Here is an 18,722-nt window from a genome sequence, read left to right as displayed (position 1 = left end):
CGAAAAAGCCGGGCTCAGGGCCCGTCGTTCTCACAAATAGTTCTCGAAACGGCACAGTCGAAGCCACGCCCCGGATTGAGTTTTGAGAAGAGAACACTCCATGACCACACACCGCATCGGCTACGCCCGGGTCTCCCCGCGGGACCAGAACCTGGACCTGCAGATCAGCGCCCTGAAGAAGGCCGGATGCGACAAAATCTACGAAGACATGATCAGCGGCACCACGTCCCAGCGCCCCGGACTCGACCAAGCGCTGGACACCCTGCGTGACGGTGACACTCTGGTGGTGTGGAAGCTGGACCGCTTGGGTCGGAGCGTGATAGATCTCCTGGACTTCGCCGGCGGCCTGAATAACCGCGGCGTAGGTTCGTCAGTCACCGATGCAATCGATACCACTACGGTCTCCGGGCGCTTCTTCTTCAACGTGATGGCATCCCTGGCCCAGATGGAACGGGAGCTCATGGTCGAACGCACCCAGGCCGGACTCCGGGCCGCGCGGGAACAGGGACGAGTAGGCGGCCGCAAACGCATCATGACGGAAGCCAAGATCCGCTCAGCCCGCAAACTCCTCAACCAGGGAACCCCGCCCCGGGAAGTGGCCAACAGCCTCGGCGTCTCCGTGCCGACGCTCTACCGGTGGGTCCCGGCCGCAGGCACTGCTGTGGCTTCAAAGCGGTAGTTCCTGCAGGTTGGTGCGGGCGACTTCTGAAAAGTGATGTTTGGTGCAGAGGACTAATGAGCGGAATGCGGTTCCGTGCACAGGACTTCTGACATTTCCGTGTCAACACTCGTCTGCACAAGCCCCCGCAATTCCGCGGAAGGCAGTGCAGACGACTTCTGAAACTGCCACCCGGCACCTTGATCGCCTCACCCGCCCGGATCGAATGCCGGTCGTCCATGGCCATGCATTTGGAAAGTAAGCTTGCTTTCTATTACATTGGTGTCTGCTTCTCCGCATGTCCCCCATCATGCGGAGCCGGCGCTAGGAAGACCCCGCATAACTTGATTCGTGCTGCGGGGTTTTCTGCTGTCTGCACGATTCCTACATTGACGCAGTTCAATCAGAGAGGGAGATTTCAATGGCCCAGGGTGATATCGAGACGTACTACGAGGACGGCGCGTGGAAAAACAAGCGCGAAGGTACCGGCCGGGCCTTCGGTGCCGGCTACAGCACAAAGGATGAAGCAGTCGCCGCTGGCCGGGACGCGGCGAAGGCTGATGGTGTGGAGCACATCATCAAAAACCAGGACGGCCAGATCGGTGAAAAGAACAGCCACGGCAACGACCCGCGGAACATCCAGGGCTAAATCAAGCTTTCGGGCCTCAGCGCATGGACTCCAGGTGCGGTTGGCAACATTTCCTTGATCCTTCCTGCATTCCGTGCGCTTCCTGCGTGTTTGACTGGCGGGTAAATCCAGTCGATGTTTCGGACCTTCCTGTTTAAGGTCTTCCGTAGAAGCCCGACGTCCCCCCTCGGCGGGTTTCTTCGGCAGGGGCCGGCTTCGTCCGGGACCACAACCGCGGTTCAACGGGGTTCTTTCAGGAGTTCAGTGACATGACAGACCAGAGCATGGGGGCCCCAGTCGGCACGGTGGAGCTGTGCGGAAACTTTCTGCGGCTTCGCTGGAGCCCAGTGGGCCGGATCGATGAAAGCGCCGCCAGGGCCGCCATCACAAAAATCAACGAACTGAGTGCCGGGCAGGTGCTCCCGGTCCTGATGGAAGTCAGCGGCTCAAGCCCCACCCGGCAGGCAGGTGATGTCTTCGCCAACGAGTGGCCGTTGACCCGGACAGCTCTCGTCGGGGACTCGCCTGTTGACGAAGTCATCGCCGCCTTCTACAGCGCACGACACAGACCTGCTTGCCCGACCCGGTTCTTTACCTCAACAACCCAGGCCACGGCGTGGCTCACAGAACCTGGCTAGAACCCGATCGCCGCTATCCTGTCCACCCCGCGGCCGAGGATCGCACTACCAGAATCCAGCCTGGCTGGCCTTTGGGGAAATGGCTCCAGGCGTGACGGTTCACGCGGCGGTAGGGTTCGTGTCAGCTTCGTTAGGGATCATCGGGCGCTGGACGCGGAGAATCTCCAGTTCAGCCATGTCCAACAGCCGGCGCCTGCCTGTGAGGTCGTCCATGATCCAGAACAGCCCGTGCTCGGGCGCTATCTCTGTGACCCGTCCCCGGTGTACGAGGGCGCCCTTGTATCGGGCGTCGATGTCGTCCCCGGCCGCCAAGTCGCGGCAGGAACTGACAATGGTCTTTTCAGCTGCGTTCATGATCGGGTCCTTTCTGAATCGTCCCGTGCTTACAGACTGCACGCCCGAGGTTGCAGGAAAGTTTCCGCCGCATGATTTCTGGGGTGCGTGAGTGTAGGTCCGCTTCCCCGTGAGCGGTTAAACAGCGAAGGGCCAGCTTGATTGGCACGACTCCTTGGCAGCAGCCTCTCCGCGCGCCACCAGCCACCCTCCTTGTGCTACTACTACTGGCTGCTTTCGCGTCATCGGCCGTAGGCCCTAACCGCCATTTCCGCTATGCAGAGACGCGGTGTGTGCTCGACGGTAGGCTCGATGTCAGGGTGGTGGGAAACCACCTGCGTCACGATGCGTTCGGCTTCCTCGGGGCTGTCGATGATCATCACCGGGATGGAATCGCGTCCGGCCTCGACGACGGCGGGGGTGCACACTGAAGAGGCTTCAGTTAGCCAGGTGGCCGCGGTCCTGAACCGGCCCGGACCCTCCGCAGCAGCTGACGTACTGCAGTTCGGTGGGCGGTACATCCACTGCGGCGTCCCGATGCGTGCAGCCGGTTCCGAAGTACGCAGCACCTCCCGCCGATGCAGCTGCCGAACCCACATCGCCACCAAGTTACAAGACCCGAACCTCCGCCGGCAGTCCCAATACAAGGCTCAAACAATCCATCACTCGGCCCGCCCTACCCGGCTCACCACGGCCGTCTGAACGGACGTCCGGACCTCGGTCAAAGGAGCCCGACGAGCTCTGGCGCGAACCGTCGGTGCCTTGACATCCTGACAGTGTCTGGCCTCCGGTTCTGGTACCGCCAAGTTCCTCTATAGCTCCGTTGAGGCTGTCTCCGTCTGTAGGACCCAGGAAGACCATTCAAGCGGGTGCACGGAGGGTCGGCCGAGCAGATACCCCTGGCCTGCTGTCATCCCGGCTTCGATCACGGCCGCTAGCTCAGTCTCCGTTTCAATTCCTTCGGCGGCCAGGACTGCCCCGACTTCTCGGGCCAGTACTATCACGGCAGGCTCATCCGGATCAGCCCGGTCGAAAATGGCCTCGATGAACGTGCGGTCAAGTTTGATGATGTCGGGCCGCAGACTGAGGATCCGTTTCGCGGGGGTGAAGCCCGCACCGGAACCGTCGACCGCGACCCGTAAGCCTTGTCGGCGCAGCGGTTTCAGTGCCCATAGGAGAGCGTTCCACTGCCCATCAGATGCCGGGCCCTTTAGCTCAACAACGATCTTGTCGATGGCGAGGCCAGAGTGCTGCAGGAGGTCTTGAACGCGCGCGTTCGTGAAAGTTGCAGGACTGAGGTTAAAGGCGAGAAAGAAGTGAGAGGGAATTTCCCTCGCCGCAACCAGGGCGCATCGAAGCGCCGCAATCTCCAGTTCGGGTCCCAGACCTACTGCCTCGGCTTCCCGGAACCATGTGTCCGCGCTGGCACCGTCGCTGTGAACGAAACGCGTCAGCGCCTCAAACCCCGTGATTCGTTCGTCCGGTAGTTCGCGTATCGGCTGGAACGCCGTCAGCAGCATCCTGTCACCAAGTATTGACCGGATCCTCCTTCTGGCACCGGGGTCAGGGGTCACAGGCTGTGGCGAAGGAGTGGGAACGGGCTCGCCGAGGGCGGGCGCAACAGGAGCATGCAGCGAATCCTGCGGGCTGGCCAAACCCCTTGTTCCCATCAAATGCTCAAGAAGAGCGCGTTCTGGTTCGTCAGGGTAGGCTGCCAGCTGCTTCCGCAGCTGGGACCTCGCCCATTCCCCGTCCGGATCAGGGTCGGTCAGAACGTCGTTGATCAGCTCCAGCACTTGCCCGCGCAGAGTAGCGTTCGCCGCCTGTGGCGGTAACCCAGGACCCCCCGGCCCCGGTATCTCGTCTGCGCCGGTAAATGCTGGAAGAGAGGACTCATCCCCGGACATCGGCTATTCCTTTGTAGGTGTCGACACCGGCTGAGCCCAGCGCCGGGCCGTTCCTGCTTCGCTCCGGCATGGCAGCGTCACAACATCGGCTTGAATGAACAGTACAGCTCCCCGGGGATGTGCTCACCTTCCTTCCTTAACAAATTCATGTGAAGGGCCGCGGGGCGCCCTTTCACGCCGGCGATTTTCCGTTCCGCGGAAGAATCTAAACGTCAAAGACCCTATTCAGGAATGGAACCCCCACGGGGGACGGATGTCTCAGGTGCGCCGTCGAACCAGGTCCGCAACCGAGTGAGGCGAGCCGTATGCCACGGCTTCCCTGGAGCTGTCCCAGTGCGGGATCAACGCTCGTGGGGCGGTCTCTCAGCAGCCAGCCGGTACCCGACCCCGCGCACGGTCTGAAGCCAGCGCGGCGAGTCGGGATCGTCACGGAGTTCGCGCCGGAGATTGCCCATGTGGACTTCCACAGCATGTTCATCCGCATCACTGATGGAGGCGCCATCGCCGTACTGCTCACCTCGCACGCCCGGACGAGTTCAGCACGGGAGAGGACGGCCCCGGCACCGTGCAGCACCTCGTGGAGGAGGTCGAACTCGCTTCGCGTCAGCTCCAGAGGCGTCCCGCCCACAGGCAGGGAGCCCGGGCCAGTCCGACAACGCCCGCGAACCGGTCGGCGGACTGGAAGACAGCGAGGTCCTCGCCGGAGGCGCCGAGGAACTCGGCGGCGAGGACTGGTCCGAAGCCGGGCAACGAAGCCCCGGCCCGGTCCTCGATTGCGGGGACTTCGTTGACGCAGGGGCGCTTTGAACACATCAGCCAGCCACCGAATCCGCAGGGTCTTCCCGGCCCATGGGGCAGAATGGGCCCATGTGCGGCAGATATGTGATGTCCAAGGCGGACAGGGGATCTTCTCTCCGCTTTCGATGCCAAGGAAATCGAAGGGAGCCCACCTCCCCCGAGCTGGAACGTGGCTCCGACACAGGACGTTCCGATCATCGCCGAGAGGATGGACGAGGGCGTCGTTGACCGGCGCCTGCTCATCGCCCGTTGGGGCCTGGTCCCGTCCTGGGCCAAAGACCTCACAATCGGCTCCAGGCTGATCAATGCCCGGAGCGAATCCATCCTGGAGAAGCCCTCGTTCCGCAAAGCAGCCGTGAAACGCCGCGCCCTGATCCCCGCGGAGGGCTACTACGAATGGCAGAAGACCGAGGACGGGAAAAAGATCCCGAACTACCTCTACTCCGAGAAGGACGACCTGCTCGCGTTCGCCGGCCTCTACGAGTTCTGGCCTGACCCGTCGCTGCCCGAAGATGATCCTGGCCGCTGGCTCCTCAGCTGCACAGTCCTCACCACAACGGCCCACGACACCCTCGGCCACGTCCACGATCGGGCCGCCGTTATCGTCCCCCCTGACATGTACGCGGACTGGCTGAACCCCGGAACGACCGACAAGGACAGCGTTCAGCAGCTGCTGGACGGAATCCCGGAGCCGGTTCTGACCCCGCGGATCGTCAGCGACCGGGTAAACAGCGTCCGAAACAACGGCCCGGAACTCGTCGAACCGGCATCCTGAACCATCTCGTCGAGACGACCACCGCTTCGGCGTTGGCTCCGATGTTCATCCTCGTCGAAGCTGCCTGGCAGGTGCCGTGGCAGAACGTCGTACGCTCAGATCCATGGACAGGATGGACCTGCGGGCCTACGGTGTGCAAATGAGTGAGATTCCAAACAACGGCTCCCCTGACCCCGAGGACCGCCCGCAGGGGAACGAAGTTCCCGCTGATGCCTTCTCCCCCGTTGTCGACCCGGACCTGGTGCCCGATGCCGAAGATGCCACCCCGGAGGAGAAACGGGCACGCAGGGATCCCGAAGAAACAGGCAGCTAGGGCTCGTTCCGGCCGATACATCATGGGTCTGTGACCTAGTACCGCGCCTTGGTGGAGGCTGCTGCCTTCGGCGTCCCATTGACCCCTACGGAACTGACTTACGCAACATCCTGAACGACGGCCTGACGCTTCCGCCCTGCTTGCCCGTTCGCGGGCCCAGAGCCAGAGCGGACATGGTCACGCTGAGGCTCTCCGCGATCTCCTCCAGCTTCTTTGCTGACGACGAAGGTCCTTGGGGCTGTCTCAAGTTTCGCCGCCGTCATCCCGGCGGACGCCCGCCGAGTCGTCCCCTAGGCTTCGCGGCCGCTAGCCCTGCCTTAGTGCGTCCGGACAATCTCGAAGCTGCATCGATCCTCTTTCCAGCGGGTGGACCCATACATCAGAGACTCCAGCTCCTTGAGCTCGAACACATCAGCAGTTTTCGTCCCTTTCATTCCTGTCTGCCCTATATGTCCGACAGGCAGGAAGGTACAACCCGCGTTCGGGCCGCGCCCTTCCTTTCATGGTTGGATCGTGCTTGAAAGCGTCCTCATCGATACATTCCCCGGGACCCTGTTGCCTCATGTCAATACCTCCGGGAAGGGGCATACGTTGCGTCATTGGAAAACCTCCGGTTGGGTCGGCGGTTCCAGTCCTCGTTCACGGGTGGTTTGGCCGGTGCAGGCTGTTTGGCGGTGGCGAGGGTTTCGAGCCGGCCGGTGAGGGATAGGATCTGCCGGGACAGTGCCGCCGGCTTCACTTTCCGGTATTCGGTGTTCATGCGGTTGGCCGCCTTTCGGTCAGTACGAGAGTCGGCGGCGGTGCGGTGGTACGGAGTGGCCGGCGCATCATGGGTCTTTGTCACCTTGGCTCCGTGGCGGGTCTTGGAGACGAGCTTTCGTTGCGGAAGGAGGTAGCGCAGGTAGCCGACCAGTTCGCGGACCCTGGACCAGTTTTTCTGTTCGACGTGGGCCCCGTCGTTCTTGTTATACGGGCGTGAGCGGGTGAAGGTGATCCGGTGTTCCTGGCAGAAGTCGAAAAGCTCGTTATTGATGAACTCTCCTCCGTTGTCCGAATCAATGCCGACTACCGGGAACGGGAAGACGGAGATGACCTGCTGCAGGGCGGCGAAGACATGCTTTTGTGCCTTGTTGGGCACCGACCTGTTCACCGTCCATCCGGTTGCGATGTCCGTGACCGTGAGCGTGAAGCAGAACTGCCCGGAACTGTTCGACCCCTCGTGACCGACCAGGTCGATCTCGACAAAGCCGGGCACGGCGTCATCCCACTGCGCCCAGGTGCGGATCGGAATCTGGGACTTGAGCAGCGATCCGGGTTTGGTGTGGGACCGTCCACGCGGCAGCAGCTTGGCCCGTTCCCCGGCGAGGCGCCTATCGATCGTCGCGGCGCTCATTCGCTCCAGTTGTTCTACCTGGGCGTCGGTGATGTCCAGGGCCTTCTCATTGCGCAGCATCGGGACGAGTTCGGGCATCACCGCTGCCAGCAGCTTGCCGGCTGGGGCGCGCAGGACCGCCCAGCAGAGCACCAGGGCGGGCTGCAGGTCCGGCCCGTAAACCGGTGCCCGGCCCGGCCTCACCCCCTTGGGCCTAGGAGGATCAAGGGCATGCCGCAGCACCGCCCGGGCATGGTCCCGGTGCCAGCCGGTCAGGTCTACGACCTCGTCCAGGAGCAGTCAGCCGCTTCCCTGACCGCTGTGCATCATTAAATCATGGGCCTGTACCAGGCCACTGAAGACCCCGTAGGTGCACACCAGCGCCTGCCACTCCCCATCCAGCCCGCGGGCCGCGCCTATGCCTGCTAAAGGGAAGAGAGCCAAGGGGCATTTGAGGGAAACAACGCCTGGCCATACTGCGTTCACCCGCAATCAGGAGTGGCCGGGGCCGGCACCCTTAACTCGGCATCATGGCTGCGTCCGGGGGCGACTGCCGCAAACTGCTTAGGGCAGTTTAAAGGCGGACACGACGGCTGGCTCCAACCAAGATGTTACGACGCCGTTCCCGCTTCGCCCGGATCCGCTCAGGGATCCAGACCATTGGTGTGGTTGCTTGCGGCCTACATGCTGAGCATAGGGGTTTGGTGGATCGCCAGGCGTTCTTCGTCAGATAACTCCTGGAACCAGCTCGGCTGCTCGATTGAAACCAGCGTGACCTTGTCTTTCAGTTCTCGTGTCAGGAAGTCGAGTGCCTTGAAAATGGGCTTCCAAGCCTTTCGTTCGGAAACGTGATTCGCGTATGCCTTTTCGCGCTCCTCGTTCCGGTGTCGTTCCTCGGCTCGCGGGAGCATTTCGGCAGGGGTCCAGATCGGATAGGACGACGCGATATGAACTAGTCCGCCGGGGGCGGGATTGAAAAACGACCTCGCGTCCTGCGCTGTGCAAATAACGACCTGATGCATGGCGCGGTCCCGAACATGCCGCAGGCCCAGCAGCACGATACCGTCTGCGTCACGGTCACGACGGTTCCTATAGCCGGAGCTTTCCTGCTGAAGTTGCTCGTCCAAAGCGCAAATCCAATGCAGCGCTTCCGTGGCAGCTACGGCACAGGACAGTAGGTGCATGCTTCGGGCGGCGTCTAGGGTCCGCCAGGCGGCACCCACTAATCCTTGGTGTGCCAGCGACATGGCGTCCGGGCGGTCAACAATTCCCATACGGAAACCCTCTCACGCTGCGCGGGTGAGCAGTCGCACGTCGGTGCTGATGTGTTCTCCGCTGGCGATTGGTTGGCGGTCGCGCCGCACCAGGGCTTGAGCTGCGATCATTGCCGAGTCCTTGGCGTCTGTTTTGCCGTCACCGCGATAAGTGTGGGACGCGTGTGACGGATCTTCGTGGAATGTGGATCAGAGTCGGGTCAGGCCGCTGGCAGGCCGATCAGGAGCGCCACGCCGCTGCGGTTCAAATTGGTGACCCCGAGGACTCCAAGACCAGCAGCAAGGGCCAATACTGCGGTGAGAAGCCCCGTGAGCGCGGCTTCGTCGTTGGCTACCCTGCGGGACAGCAGTCGGTTTTCCTTCGGGGTTAACGAGCACGCAGTGGTGATGCCTTTCCCGCATCGATGCCCGCCAGAGTTCACGCATTCTTCCTCCGCTTTTTGCTGATTACGGGCCCACGCGGGTGGCGGCTCCGTCGTGTCCTTGGCACTGTAATCGGGTCGCTTTTCTCATAGCGGTCGAGCCATCGCGGGTGCTCGCGTGGCCATCCCTTCTGAGCCGTGACGCAAGGTCCGGCCTTTAGCTTCTCGCATTACCCGGCACCCTGGGTTTTCGATACCCTACAACGGCCCCAATCACATTATCGACGCCTTTCGCGCGCTTCGGCGGGGCGAATTAGCACTGCCCATACCAATCCGCCCCGTGAAGCGATGCCCAGCGCATCAAATCAGGCTGTAGCCTCCGTCGACGACGAAGTTCTGACCGATAAGGCCAGGAGCTGCGTTGGAGACAGCAAAGACCGCTGCGGCTGCGATCTCGTCGGGGTGGACGATGCGCTTCTGCAGGTTGGTATCGATCTGGTGCTGAGCTTCAGCGGCCCGCGATTCCTCGTAGGGGAAGAGCGAAAGCCAGCTGTCGAACATGCCGGTTGGGCCGGTAATCCCGGGGGCAACGCTGTTAACGCGGATGTTTTCAGGAGCGAAATCAACAGCCATGCAGCGCACCAAGTGGATAGCTGCAGCCTTGGCAGCACAATAGGCCGCGTTCTGCTTCTGGGCCACTATGCCCACCTGCGAGGTGAGGACCACGATGGCGCCGCCGCCGGCCTGCCGCAGGTGCGGGAGCGCAGCGCGAGCACAGGCGTAAGGACCGAAGGCATTGACCGCAAACTGACGGTTCCACTCTTCCGGCTCGGTATCCTCGATCGTGCCGATACCGTTGATGCCAACGCAGCACACGATGGCTTCGATGCCACCGAGGGCTTCGGCAGCTTCGTTGATGGCGCGCTGGATGTCGGCAGCGTCAGTGACATCACCAAGCGTGCTGAACTCTGCGGCTGAGTCGAGGACAGCCTTGTTCACGTCAATCGCCGCAACACGGCGTCCGCTCTCCAGAAGCTTCTTGACCGTTGCGGCGCCCATACCGGTCGCGCCGCCGATCACAACCACTTTCTGGGGATCCTTATAAGGCCCGAGTGGCGGGATGTTCATCGTTTCAGGGGAATATGCAAGTGTCATGCTCGCCTCTCGGAAAGATTCGGGATGTAGTCCGGGACCGTCAGTGTGACGTCCCTCCACTGAGAAGTATTCAAAAGACTCGGACGACCAACCAGATCCACTTGCTGTCCCGTGCCGGTACCGGTTGACTTGCTGTCGTAGCCGCACAGCAATCCATCAGTTGTCGAGGGCGGAACCGGACGGTTCGGTGGCCGTGAGCACCAGGTCTTGCACCCAGTTGGAAGACTTCCAAGTGAGCGTGTCGCTTCTTCCAGCTAGGGACGGGTTCTTCCAATTAGGTCTACGCTCACAGCCTGCAACGACTGAAAGTAAACGGCAACCTTAGGCCCGAGTAGGAATCCGAGAAGAACGAATTCATTGACCGGAGGTCTAAGCCCGCGCGTTGACCATCATCAGAACGGCTTTTGGGGCCGTCAGAGGGCCCCTGCGGTTAGAACGTAGGAGTTTTCTACCTCTGGAATCCGTCAGGAAGTCATGCCGCTAGATTCCTTGACTTCAATGAACAGGCAAAAGCATTATCGCTGCTTGTCATTCTGATATGCCCCATGATCGCTGGGCGGATCCTCCGCGCAACCAGGGCGCTACCGCGCCGGCACCGGGATCGAAAACTTCTCCAGAGCAGAGTTGAGCGCGCTGTACATGAAGTTTTCGCCCCCGGCGCCGGTCCCCCAAGTTGCACTCCGGCCCCTCAGCCCAGCGGGTGGTCCCCTACCAGAACGGCACCCACAACCAACAACCGCAGAAAACAGCAACGCAAGGGTGAAGGGAACCGAAGGGATCATGGAAAAGCTCACGATCAAAACACCATCAGATGTGCTCAGCTTCATCGGACACACCCTGGGCTTCTGGCCGACGGAAAGCCTGGTCTGCATCACCCTGAACAACAACGGCATCGGCGCGACGCTGCGCATTGACCTTCCCCGCCAACCCGGTCAGGATCTCCCCTACGCACGCACCGTTGCCCACTACCTGACCAGCGACACGACCGCCACATCCATCCTCTTCGCCGTTTACACCAACGAAACCGCTCAACACGGACAGGCCAAACCGTATGCCGGCACCATCGCCGCGCTCACCGGGGTCCTCGCAGAACACGGCATCACCATCAGGGACGGACTCTTTGTCGGCCCCGAAACCTTCTCACCCTACGACGACGAACCCGGCACCAGCCTCGCCCTGCCCGTCAGTTCCACCCAGACCAGTGCAATCAACGCCGAATTCATCTACCGCGGCAGCTTCATCGAACCCACAAACCACATCGCCCTCCCAACAACCAGCCAGGAAACAGCGAAAGCCACCGCCGTCGAACACCACATGGACACCATCAGGACCCAGCCCGCCGACGCCTCGCTCCAGCAGGGCCGGAGACTCTGGGCAGACATGCTCAACTCCAAGAACCTCCCCAGCGATGACGACTGCCACACCCTCGTCGCAAACCTGCAGTTCCCGGAGATCCGTGACCGGCTCCTCGCAGACATACCGGGGCTCGACGAACCCATGCAACAGGTCCTGTTCGCCCAAACCGAAGAGGCGCCGATGTGGTCACGCATCGAGTGGGCACAACAACTTCTCCTCCACGCCTACACCCGCACCAGCGCGGAGCATTCAGCACCCGTCCTCACCGCCATCGGCTACATCAACTGGTGGGAAGGCAAAGGCACCAAAGCACACCAATTCCTCCAACTCGCCCTCGACACCGACCCCGCCTACCGCCTCGCCCGCCTCAGCGACCAAATGATCGGCTCAGGCATCGTCGCCGGCTGGAACATGAACAAAAACACCGCCTACAAGACACTCCTCTTCGAGTAGCCACTAGGAAAAGCGACTTACTCGAGATCGAATCCGTAAAAGGCACCTCCGTCACAGACACCTAGTTGGGCAGCCTTGGCGAGCAAGCAAGGGCCATTCCAGACGTGACAGGTTGACGGAATCTCCATTATCGGCACATGAGAATTGCTGGGGGAGTGCCCGCAAGAGGGGCTGTTCCTGCCGCCATATCTGGGGAATTTTCTCCCAAAACTCCGGGACTCAGAGCCGGTCAGCCAGCGCCAAGTTCACGGCGGGGATGTCGAGAAAAGCAGGGTCAAAAGGCTCATCCGATCCGGTTATTTCGGCCACCCAGGCGGAGTGCTCGGCGTAGTCCGGATGAGACGGATCGGCCAAGGCGTCCATGATCTCCTCATATCCGGGAAATCCTCCGGAGTCTTCCAGCGGGCCGCGCCGGGCGCCATCGATCAGTCGGGCCGGCGCAGTGCCTGCGTTTGCTGGCCGGCGGGACATCAGCTCGAGCCGGTGTAGCCAGCTGTCGCCAAAGTCGTATTCATAGAAGACTGCGCCCGAACCCACCGCGAACAGCTGATCCAGGGTGCAGTCTTCCTCGGGCCTTTCCCCCGGTTCTTCACACTCTTGGCCCGGAAGCCACTGCACGAACTCCGGAATCTCGCCGGCAACCGGCCGCAGCGGCGCGAAGGGATCATCTGCCGTGAACCTGTGCAGGTGCGCGTCGTCCCAGCCAAAGGCTGCCTGCAGGACCTGGTGCACCTGACTAAGGGCCATGGAGCCCCGGAGCTCAAACTGACGCCAAATCGCAGGCTCGCTGTCGACGAGCTCCACGCGGACCACCAGGGTAGAGTCCGCTCCGTCTGCGCCCCCGGTTGCAACCTTTTCCATGAAGCCCATTCTTTCAGCCCCGGCCGCCCTACTCGGAAGACGGCGCGACCACTCCCCCGCCACGGACGATGGCTTGACGGAAGATCCGTTATCGGCGTTTCAAAATGGTCGGGGAGCGGCTTCAAAAGGGGCTGATCCATCGCCCCGTGGCGTTTCCTCCCGGATTCCGTAAGTCAGGACCGTTCCGCCAGGACCGGTTCACGGCGGCGATGTCCAGGAAGACGGGGTCAAACGGCGCATCGGAGTTGGTTATGTCGGCCAGCCATGCGGCACGTTCGGCGCGGCCGGGATGATCCGAGTCGTTCCAGGACTTCCAGCATCTCCTCGTATCCGGGCAATCCTCCGGAGTTTTCCAGCGGGCCCCGCCTGGCGCCGTCAATCAACTGGGCGGCGGGCTGTCTCCGTCAGCGGGCCGGTTGGAAACCAGCTCCAGCCGGTGAAGTCAGCTGTCGTTGAAGTCGTATTCATAAAGCGCCTTGCCTATACCAAGCGTGAGCAGATGATCCAGTTCCCGGGCTTGTCCGCCGTTCTTCACTCCTGCCGGGAAATCCACTTGCACGACTTCCGGAAGTTCGCCGTCGACCGGCCTCAGGGGCGCGAAGGGATCCTCCAAGGCAAACCTGTGCAGGTGTATGTCCTCGCAGCCACAAACTACCTGCAGGACCTGCCGAAACTGATTCAAAGTCATGGTGTTTCGCACCTCGAGCCCGCGCCAAATTTCAGGGAAGGTGCCGCAGCCAATGCGCTAACGAATCAAGAAACTGATGCAGAGCCCGACCGCATCGGAGCACACATCGGGACCTGCAAGATTCGAGCAAAAGGAATCCTTGACAGACCCTTTGTGTAGCCCTATGTTTATTGCAACCGATCTCAGCAACCGATCTCACTGCTCTAGCGAATGCAACCGATCTCAAAGGAGAGACTCGATGATCAAGTCGCTCACTTCTGGACTTTCGGTAGCGCCACGTTCAGCAGGCGTCGTTTTGAATACGGCATGCTCCCGCATTAGCAATCCAGTCCACAGGAGAAACTCATGATCAAAAAGCGATGGGGCCTGGCACTCGTCTCAGCCGTCGTAGCCAGCCTTGCCCTCAGTGGCTGCTCCCCCTCAACATCGGACCCCGAGGGGCCGGTGACGCTCAGTTATTGGGACTTCCTTGATCCCAGCCAGGACAATCCGCGATCAAAGGCGTTGAAGGAAAACATCGCCAACTTCGAGGCGGCAAACCCTGACATCAAGATCAACCTCTCGGTGGTTTCGCTGGGCGACATGTTGAATAGGCTGCCGCAGTCAGCAGCGGCCGGGCAGGCGCCGGATGTGTTTAAGATGTTCACCCCTCTCGTCCCCCAGATGGCCTCTGCCGGCGTTTACTCGCCGTTGCCTGATGCTGCGTCGGGGGTCACCGACTGGCTCCGTCCTACCGACACTTTTGCGGGTCCTGACGGCAAGCAGGTCGCGGTGCCCTATGAATACCGCACCTGTGCGCTGTACTACAACGAAAAAATTCTGTCTCAGATCGGTGCGACCGCTCCAACTACTTACGAGGAAGTCGTTGACGTTGCGCAGAAAGCTGCGGCAGCTGGATTCACCGGGTTCGGAACCGGGTTCTCGGACACTGACAACTCAGCCATCATCAGCACTTTCTTCAATTGCTTCATGTCGCAAGTTGATCAGGACATATGGACTGAGGACGGACAGGCGGATTTCGCCACCGAAAAGGCCGAGGAGTTTGGCAACTTCCTCGCCGAGCTCCGGGATGCGAAGGCACTGGGTAGCAATGTCGTTTCCGACACGTACGGCACCGTAGCGGACGGCATGGCCAGCGGCACTGTCGCAATGTCGGTCTTGGGCACCGAACGAATCGTCTCGTTCGCCTCGCAGAATCCGGACGTCAAGTGGACCTCCTTGCCAAAGGCATCTACTGGGGACACCACCGGCACCACCATTGGGTGGACTCTGGGAATAGGCTCAGGAAGCAAGAATACAGAGGCGGCCTGGAAGTTCATCGAGTACATGACCGGTCCCGAAGCCGGCGCGAAGATGGCCACCGGCGGTGAGGTGCCCACGCGTGCGGCCACGTATGAGCAGCCATTCTTCTCCACGCCCGAAGCGAAGACGGTGAACGACATCGCCGCCTACGTCAAGAGCAACAGCGAACCCCGCACATACGCCGATAACTGGACCTCGCTGGCCACCGGGCTCTCCCAGGCCGGGCAGCGACTAACCCTCAACAATCTGTCGGGCAGCGAATTTATCCGTTCCGCCCAGGATGCGGCCAACAAGAAATAGTCCCCAACGTCCGGGGGAGCCTGAACATCAGGTTCCCTCCGGAAGGGAGAGATAATGTCAACAAACAGTCGCACCCGCACTTCATCTCAGACGGCGACTCCGCCGACAGGAGTCCAGGCTTTCCGCCGGGCTCGTAAAGACCGCATGGTCTGGTTGTACGTCGTCCCCGTCACTGCCGTGTTTCTCTTTGTCTTCGTTGGACCGCTCATCTACACGGCCTGGACAGCGCTCCACGAGACTTCGTATTACCAGATTGGCAAATTTTCTGGTCTGAACTCTTTTGCGGAGCTGTTCGCGGACTCGGAGCTGCCCGCCCGCATCTGGACAACGCTTGTGTTTTCGATCGGGGCGCTGGTCATCGCCTTGCCCGCGGGACTCTTGTCTGCGATTGTGCTGAACAACCTGCATCGGTTCAAGCGCTCCATCCGGAGCCTCTTTTTGTTGCCGTGGCTTTTGTCCCAGGCCACAGCAGGAACAATCTGGCTTTGGTTTCTCAACCCCAATTACGGGCCGGCCTCAGCTATCACCCAGGCCCTTGGGTTCGGGCCTACTGATGTCTTCTCGTCTCCGAACAGTGCGCTCGTTGCCGTGACTCTGATGACGGCGTGGTGGTCCTACCCGCAGGCCATGCTTCTCTTTCTCGGCGCCCTTCAGACCATTCCAGTGGAATTGTATGAAAGCCTCAAAGTGGACGGCGGTGGCATTCGGCACGCATTTCTCAATGTCACATTGCCTCACCTGCGCAACACGATCGTCTCCGTGGTGATCGTTCTACTCATGCTCTATGTACAGATGGTCACCATCATCCTGGTGACCACACGAGGCGGTCCCATCGGATCGACCGAGACGCTGTCAATGCGGGTATATAACCAGATGTTCGACAAGTTCGATCTTTCCGGGGCATCAGCGACGGCTATCCTCCTTTTTGCCGTAAACATTGTCCTCACCCTTGTCGCGATTCGCTTCCGACGGAAGGAAAGCCTGTGAGCACCACCACCTCGCGTCGCCAAGGCCGGCTCGGCTCAGTCCTTCGGGCGGTTCCGGCCTGGGCATATGTCATCCTCTCAGCCGCAGTCGTTCTACCGCCTGTCGCATGGATCTTCTCCACCTCGCTGAAAACCGCCTCGGATACCCTTGAGTTCCCGCCACGGTGGATCCCGGACCCGCTTTCATTCGAGGGCTATCTTGGCCTGCTGACCTCAACGAACAGCCGGTTCTTCATAAACTCCCTGATTTACGCTGTGGGCTCTATCGTCCTCGCGTTGGCGATTTCCATTCCTGCGGCATATGTTGCCACCAGGTACCGAAGCCGGCGCATGGAAACTCTGATGACAGGGATCCTGGTGCTTTCGATGGTTCCCGCGATCGTGGTCTTCATCGCCCTGTACTCCATGTTCGTCAGAACGGCCTTGATCAACACCTACCCGCTGCTGATTGTTGTCTACACGGCCATTATTTGTGGACAGACCATCCTTTTTCTGCGCAACTTCATCGAGAACATTCCTGTTGAGATTGAGGAAGCGGCCGCCATCGATGGCTGCTCGCGGGTGCAGATCCTGTGGCGCATCATTCTGCCGCTCATCCGCCCCGGTATCGCTGCTGTAGCAATTTTCATCTTCGTATTCGTTTGGAACGACTTCCTTGTAGGAACCGTACTGGCCACCACGGAAGATATGAAGACCGTCCAGAACGGCATCGTGCGTTATATAACCACTGGCTTCGGTAGCTTCTGGGGACTCTTCGCTGCATTCATCGTCGTTGCCTTCATCCCCGTTCTCTCAATCTTCCTTGCGTTCCAGCGCTGGTTTGTTGCCGGGATGACGTCCGGCGGTGTCAAGGGATAACCGAAGCAAGAGTTCTACCCCGAGCCCAACTAGAAAGCACGCCACATGACCGCTTCCAAGCGGTCATGTGGCGTGCCTGTTTAGACCAGCTCACCGCATCTGCAATCTCTAAACCCTGACAGGCCACTCAGCCCGCGTCACTTGTCATCTCTTCCGGACGCGGAAAGCTCAAGAGCGGTCGCCTGGCTGCCAGCCGGGTGGCTGAATTAGCTCCACACGGTTTCCGTCTGGATCGAGCAGGTAGATCAGCAGGCCTCCTGAAACCGGGCCCGACGTGGGTGCGACCGGTTCGGACAAAGCCCTGTAGCCGAGCGCTGTCATTCTGGCGTAAACCTTGCGCAGGTCAATATTGGTGAAGGCAAGATGTGCAGTCCCCGGCTGCGCCTCTGATGGATTTACGGCCGGTGGCGGATCCTCAACCTGGACCAGCTCCAGGTTGAAGGTCCCGTCACCCGTTGAGAGCATTAGGGCTTTAACCTTGACGTTGGGACGGCCGTAAAGTTCGCCGACGTAGGGGCCCGACGTCCACGCTTGTACGCGGGTAAGGCCAAGCCCTTCCACGTAGAACCGCGCGCTGCGCTCCATGTCCGTAACGTGCAGGGCAGTGTGATGATGTCGAATTGCAGTTTTCATTTCTCCCGCCTAAACATTCCCGAAGGCTTGAACTGGACCAAAAGAACGGACATAAGGTCTTCTCCTCGTAGTTTTGGACCTAAACTCCGCCGGGGTTGCTCAGACGCAGCCTTGAGGGGTCCGTGCTGGTTTGTCTGGCATATGGGCATGCGCGGTGCCACTCTCCAAAAAGGTGTGGCACGGGGCCTCTACGATTGCGAGGCACGGCACAGGGGGTTCACGTTCCTATTCCCAGGTGTGCTCCGCCGGCCACATCCAGAGACACTCCGGTGATGTAGCGGTTGTCGGGATCTGTCAGGAAAAGGATGGCGCGGGCGACTTCGTCGGGTTCGGCAAACCGGCGCATCGGCAGTTGCGCTGCCCTCTTCGCGCGGTTGGCAACCGCATCCGGGCCTGAATCTTTGGCAAACTGTGCCCACATAGGTGTGTTCACTGGACCCGGGGCGATGGCATTGACGGAGATGCCTTGAGGTCCAAGCAGTTCTGCGAATGACCACATGATGTGTAGGACTGCGAGTTTGCTCGCGTTGTAGGGCAGGTAGTTGAGGCGTGCTTCCTTGGCCGCAACAGAGGATAAGACCACGATTGAGCCGGCCGTGCCGGACCCGAGCATTGATTTTGCAGTCTCTCGTACCATCGAGAACGTTGCAGAGGCATTGATCCTCAGAATGGAATCGAATTCTTCTGTGGTTGTCTCCATGATGTCGGGGGTTGTACCGAGCACTCCTGCTGCATGGACGAGGACATCGATGCGGCCATACTGGGCCGCGATGTCCTGCACAGTCGTTGCGCACTGTTGTTCCGAGGTGATGTCCAGGGGGTAGAACGCGTCCAAGGTTTGGTCGGCTTTAGCGGAACGATCAGCGCCGATGACGGTGGCGCCGGCAGCTGTGAATGCGCTGACGGCAGCATCGCCTATTCCTCCGCTTGATCCGGTTACCAGAACCACCTGGTCTTTGAGGCTCATCGGTTCTCTCCGCTCTGGCCGCCGTGCGGTTCTCCTGCGGTCGAAACGTGGGTTGCGGGTTTCATGTTTAATTCCTTCGTTAAGGTTGTTCAATGGACGGTGGAC

At 60.7% G+C, this 18,722-nt stretch carries 20 protein-coding genes and 2 pseudogenes; 9 read left to right on the top strand and 13 right to left on the bottom strand.

Going from position 1 to position 18,722, the window contains the following annotated elements:
* Nucleotides 1–100: 100 nt before the first annotated feature.
* The 3 genes from J2808_RS21880 (at nt 101) to J2808_RS21870 (ending at nt 1,924) form a co-directional block, all read left to right on the top strand.
* A complete protein-coding gene (locus J2808_RS21880) occupies nt 101–679 on the top strand; it encodes a recombinase family protein (RefSeq protein WP_309820904.1) in 579 nt (192 codons plus the stop codon).
* Between the two features lie 400 nt (nt 680–1,079).
* Nucleotides 1,080–1,307 carry a DUF2188 domain-containing protein gene (locus J2808_RS21875; protein WP_309820902.1) on the top strand — a complete coding sequence of 76 codons (228 nt, stop codon included), beginning with the start codon at nt 1,080–1,082 and terminating at the stop codon, nt 1,305–1,307.
* A 248-nt stretch (nt 1,308–1,555) separates the two neighbouring features.
* A complete protein-coding gene (locus J2808_RS21870; RefSeq protein WP_309820900.1) occupies nt 1,556–1,924 on the top strand; it encodes a DUF7793 family protein in 369 nt (122 codons plus the stop codon).
* Between the two features lie 99 nt (nt 1,925–2,023).
* Here J2808_RS21870 and J2808_RS21865 read toward each other — a convergent pair whose 3' ends face one another.
* The 5 genes and pseudogenes from J2808_RS21865 to J2808_RS21845 form a co-directional block, all read right to left on the bottom strand.
* Nucleotides 2,024–2,278, bottom strand: a complete 255-nt coding sequence (locus J2808_RS21865) for a hypothetical protein (RefSeq protein WP_309820898.1) — start codon at nt 2,276–2,278, stop codon at nt 2,024–2,026.
* Nucleotides 2,279–2,499: 221 nt separating this feature from the next.
* Nucleotides 2,500–2,685: a hypothetical protein gene (locus J2808_RS21860; RefSeq protein WP_309820939.1), complete on the bottom strand. Its 186-nt coding sequence runs from the start codon at nt 2,683–2,685 to the stop codon at nt 2,500–2,502.
* 384 nt (nt 2,686–3,069) lie between these two features.
* Nucleotides 3,070–4,164 carry an EAL domain-containing protein gene (locus J2808_RS21855; RefSeq protein WP_309820896.1) on the bottom strand — a complete coding sequence of 365 codons (1,095 nt, stop codon included), beginning with the start codon at nt 4,162–4,164 and terminating at the stop codon, nt 3,070–3,072.
* 341 nt (nt 4,165–4,505) lie between these two features.
* Nucleotides 4,506–4,792, bottom strand: a pseudogene (locus J2808_RS21850) (winged helix-turn-helix domain-containing protein); the annotation flags it as partial.
* Entirely contained in the window at nt 4,768–4,977 is a 210-nt protein-coding gene (locus tag J2808_RS21845; RefSeq protein ID WP_397428106.1) for a transposase, read from the bottom strand. The gene J2808_RS21845 and the pseudogene J2808_RS21850, both read right to left, overlap by 25 nt.
* 121 nt (nt 4,978–5,098) lie before the next feature.
* On the opposite strand from J2808_RS21845, the gene J2808_RS21840 reads away from it, so the two are divergent.
* Together J2808_RS21840 and J2808_RS21835 are read left to right on the top strand one after the other, a co-directional pair.
* Nucleotides 5,099–5,737: an SOS response-associated peptidase gene (locus tag J2808_RS21840; RefSeq protein ID WP_309820935.1), complete on the top strand. Its 639-nt coding sequence runs from the start codon at nt 5,099–5,101 to the stop codon at nt 5,735–5,737.
* Between the two features lie 139 nt (nt 5,738–5,876).
* The gene (locus J2808_RS21835; protein ID WP_309820894.1) at nt 5,877–6,050 is read left to right on the top strand and encodes a hypothetical protein; all 174 of its coding nucleotides are present in this window, start codon (nt 5,877–5,879) and stop codon (nt 6,048–6,050) included.
* Nucleotides 6,051–6,615: 565 nt separating this feature from the next.
* On the opposite strand, the gene J2808_RS21830 is transcribed toward J2808_RS21835, so the two are convergent.
* The 4 genes and pseudogenes from J2808_RS21830 to J2808_RS21815 all read right to left on the bottom strand — a co-directional run bounded on the left by J2808_RS21830 (nt 6,616) and on the right by J2808_RS21815 (nt 10,213).
* The gene (locus J2808_RS21830) at nt 6,616–7,626 is read right to left on the bottom strand and encodes an integrase catalytic domain-containing protein (RefSeq protein ID WP_309820892.1); all 1,011 of its coding nucleotides are present in this window, start codon (nt 7,624–7,626) and stop codon (nt 6,616–6,618) included.
* A 476-nt stretch (nt 7,627–8,102) separates the two neighbouring features.
* On the bottom strand, nt 8,103–8,696 hold the full coding sequence (locus J2808_RS21825; protein WP_309820890.1) for a hypothetical protein: 594 nt from the start codon (nt 8,694–8,696) through the stop codon (nt 8,103–8,105).
* Between the two features lie 12 nt (nt 8,697–8,708).
* Nucleotides 8,709–8,852: pseudogene (locus tag J2808_RS21820) on the bottom strand (IS110 family transposase); the annotation flags it as partial.
* 566 nt (nt 8,853–9,418) lie between these two features.
* Nucleotides 9,419–10,213: an SDR family NAD(P)-dependent oxidoreductase gene (locus J2808_RS21815; protein WP_309820889.1), complete on the bottom strand. Its 795-nt coding sequence runs from the start codon at nt 10,211–10,213 to the stop codon at nt 9,419–9,421.
* Between the two features lie 780 nt (nt 10,214–10,993).
* Between J2808_RS21815 and J2808_RS21810 the strand changes: the two genes are divergently transcribed.
* Nucleotides 10,994–12,022 carry a DUF4192 domain-containing protein gene (locus tag J2808_RS21810; protein WP_309820887.1) on the top strand — a complete coding sequence of 343 codons (1,029 nt, stop codon included), beginning with the start codon at nt 10,994–10,996 and terminating at the stop codon, nt 12,020–12,022.
* A gap of 219 nt (nt 12,023–12,241) precedes the next feature.
* Here the strand turns inward: J2808_RS21810 and J2808_RS21805 are convergent, their stop codons facing one another.
* Nucleotides 12,242–12,883, bottom strand: a complete 642-nt coding sequence (locus J2808_RS21805; protein WP_309820885.1) for a plasmid pRiA4b ORF-3 family protein — start codon at nt 12,881–12,883, stop codon at nt 12,242–12,244.
* 442 nt (nt 12,884–13,325) lie between these two features.
* Nucleotides 13,326–13,601, bottom strand: a complete 276-nt coding sequence (locus J2808_RS21800) for an IS1096 element passenger TnpR family protein (protein ID WP_397428107.1) — start codon at nt 13,599–13,601, stop codon at nt 13,326–13,328.
* 474 nt (nt 13,602–14,075) lie between these two features.
* Between J2808_RS21800 and J2808_RS21795 the strand changes: the two genes are divergently transcribed.
* The 3 genes from J2808_RS21795 to J2808_RS21785 are packed head-to-tail and all read left to right on the top strand — an operon-like array spanning nt 14,076 to nt 17,017.
* Nucleotides 14,076–15,173 carry an ABC transporter substrate-binding protein gene (locus J2808_RS21795; protein ID WP_309820882.1) on the top strand — a complete coding sequence of 366 codons (1,098 nt, stop codon included), beginning with the start codon at nt 14,076–14,078 and terminating at the stop codon, nt 15,171–15,173.
* A 54-nt stretch (nt 15,174–15,227) separates the two neighbouring features.
* Nucleotides 15,228–16,160: a carbohydrate ABC transporter permease gene (locus J2808_RS21790; protein WP_307051468.1), complete on the top strand. Its 933-nt coding sequence runs from the start codon at nt 15,228–15,230 to the stop codon at nt 16,158–16,160.
* On the top strand, nt 16,157–17,017 hold the full coding sequence (locus J2808_RS21785) for a carbohydrate ABC transporter permease (RefSeq protein ID WP_309820879.1): 861 nt from the start codon (nt 16,157–16,159) through the stop codon (nt 17,015–17,017). The genes J2808_RS21790 and J2808_RS21785 overlap by 4 nt, the downstream gene beginning before the upstream one ends.
* A 168-nt stretch (nt 17,018–17,185) precedes the next feature.
* Here J2808_RS21785 and J2808_RS21780 read toward each other — a convergent pair whose 3' ends face one another.
* Together J2808_RS21780 and J2808_RS21775 are read right to left on the bottom strand one after the other, a co-directional pair.
* On the bottom strand, nt 17,186–17,650 hold the full coding sequence (locus J2808_RS21780; protein WP_307051466.1) for a VOC family protein: 465 nt from the start codon (nt 17,648–17,650) through the stop codon (nt 17,186–17,188).
* Between the two features lie 217 nt (nt 17,651–17,867).
* Nucleotides 17,868–18,710: an SDR family NAD(P)-dependent oxidoreductase gene (locus J2808_RS21775; RefSeq protein ID WP_309820876.1), complete on the bottom strand. Its 843-nt coding sequence runs from the start codon at nt 18,708–18,710 to the stop codon at nt 17,868–17,870.
* Between the last annotated feature and the right edge of the window lie 12 nt (nt 18,711–18,722).

The sequence above is a fragment of the Pseudarthrobacter sulfonivorans genome, assembly GCF_031454915.1.
GTDB lineage: Bacteria > Actinomycetota > Actinomycetes > Actinomycetales > Micrococcaceae > Arthrobacter > Arthrobacter sulfonivorans_C.
Note: the sequence above shows the minus strand (reverse complement) of the source record. Positions and strands in the feature narration are given on the sequence as shown.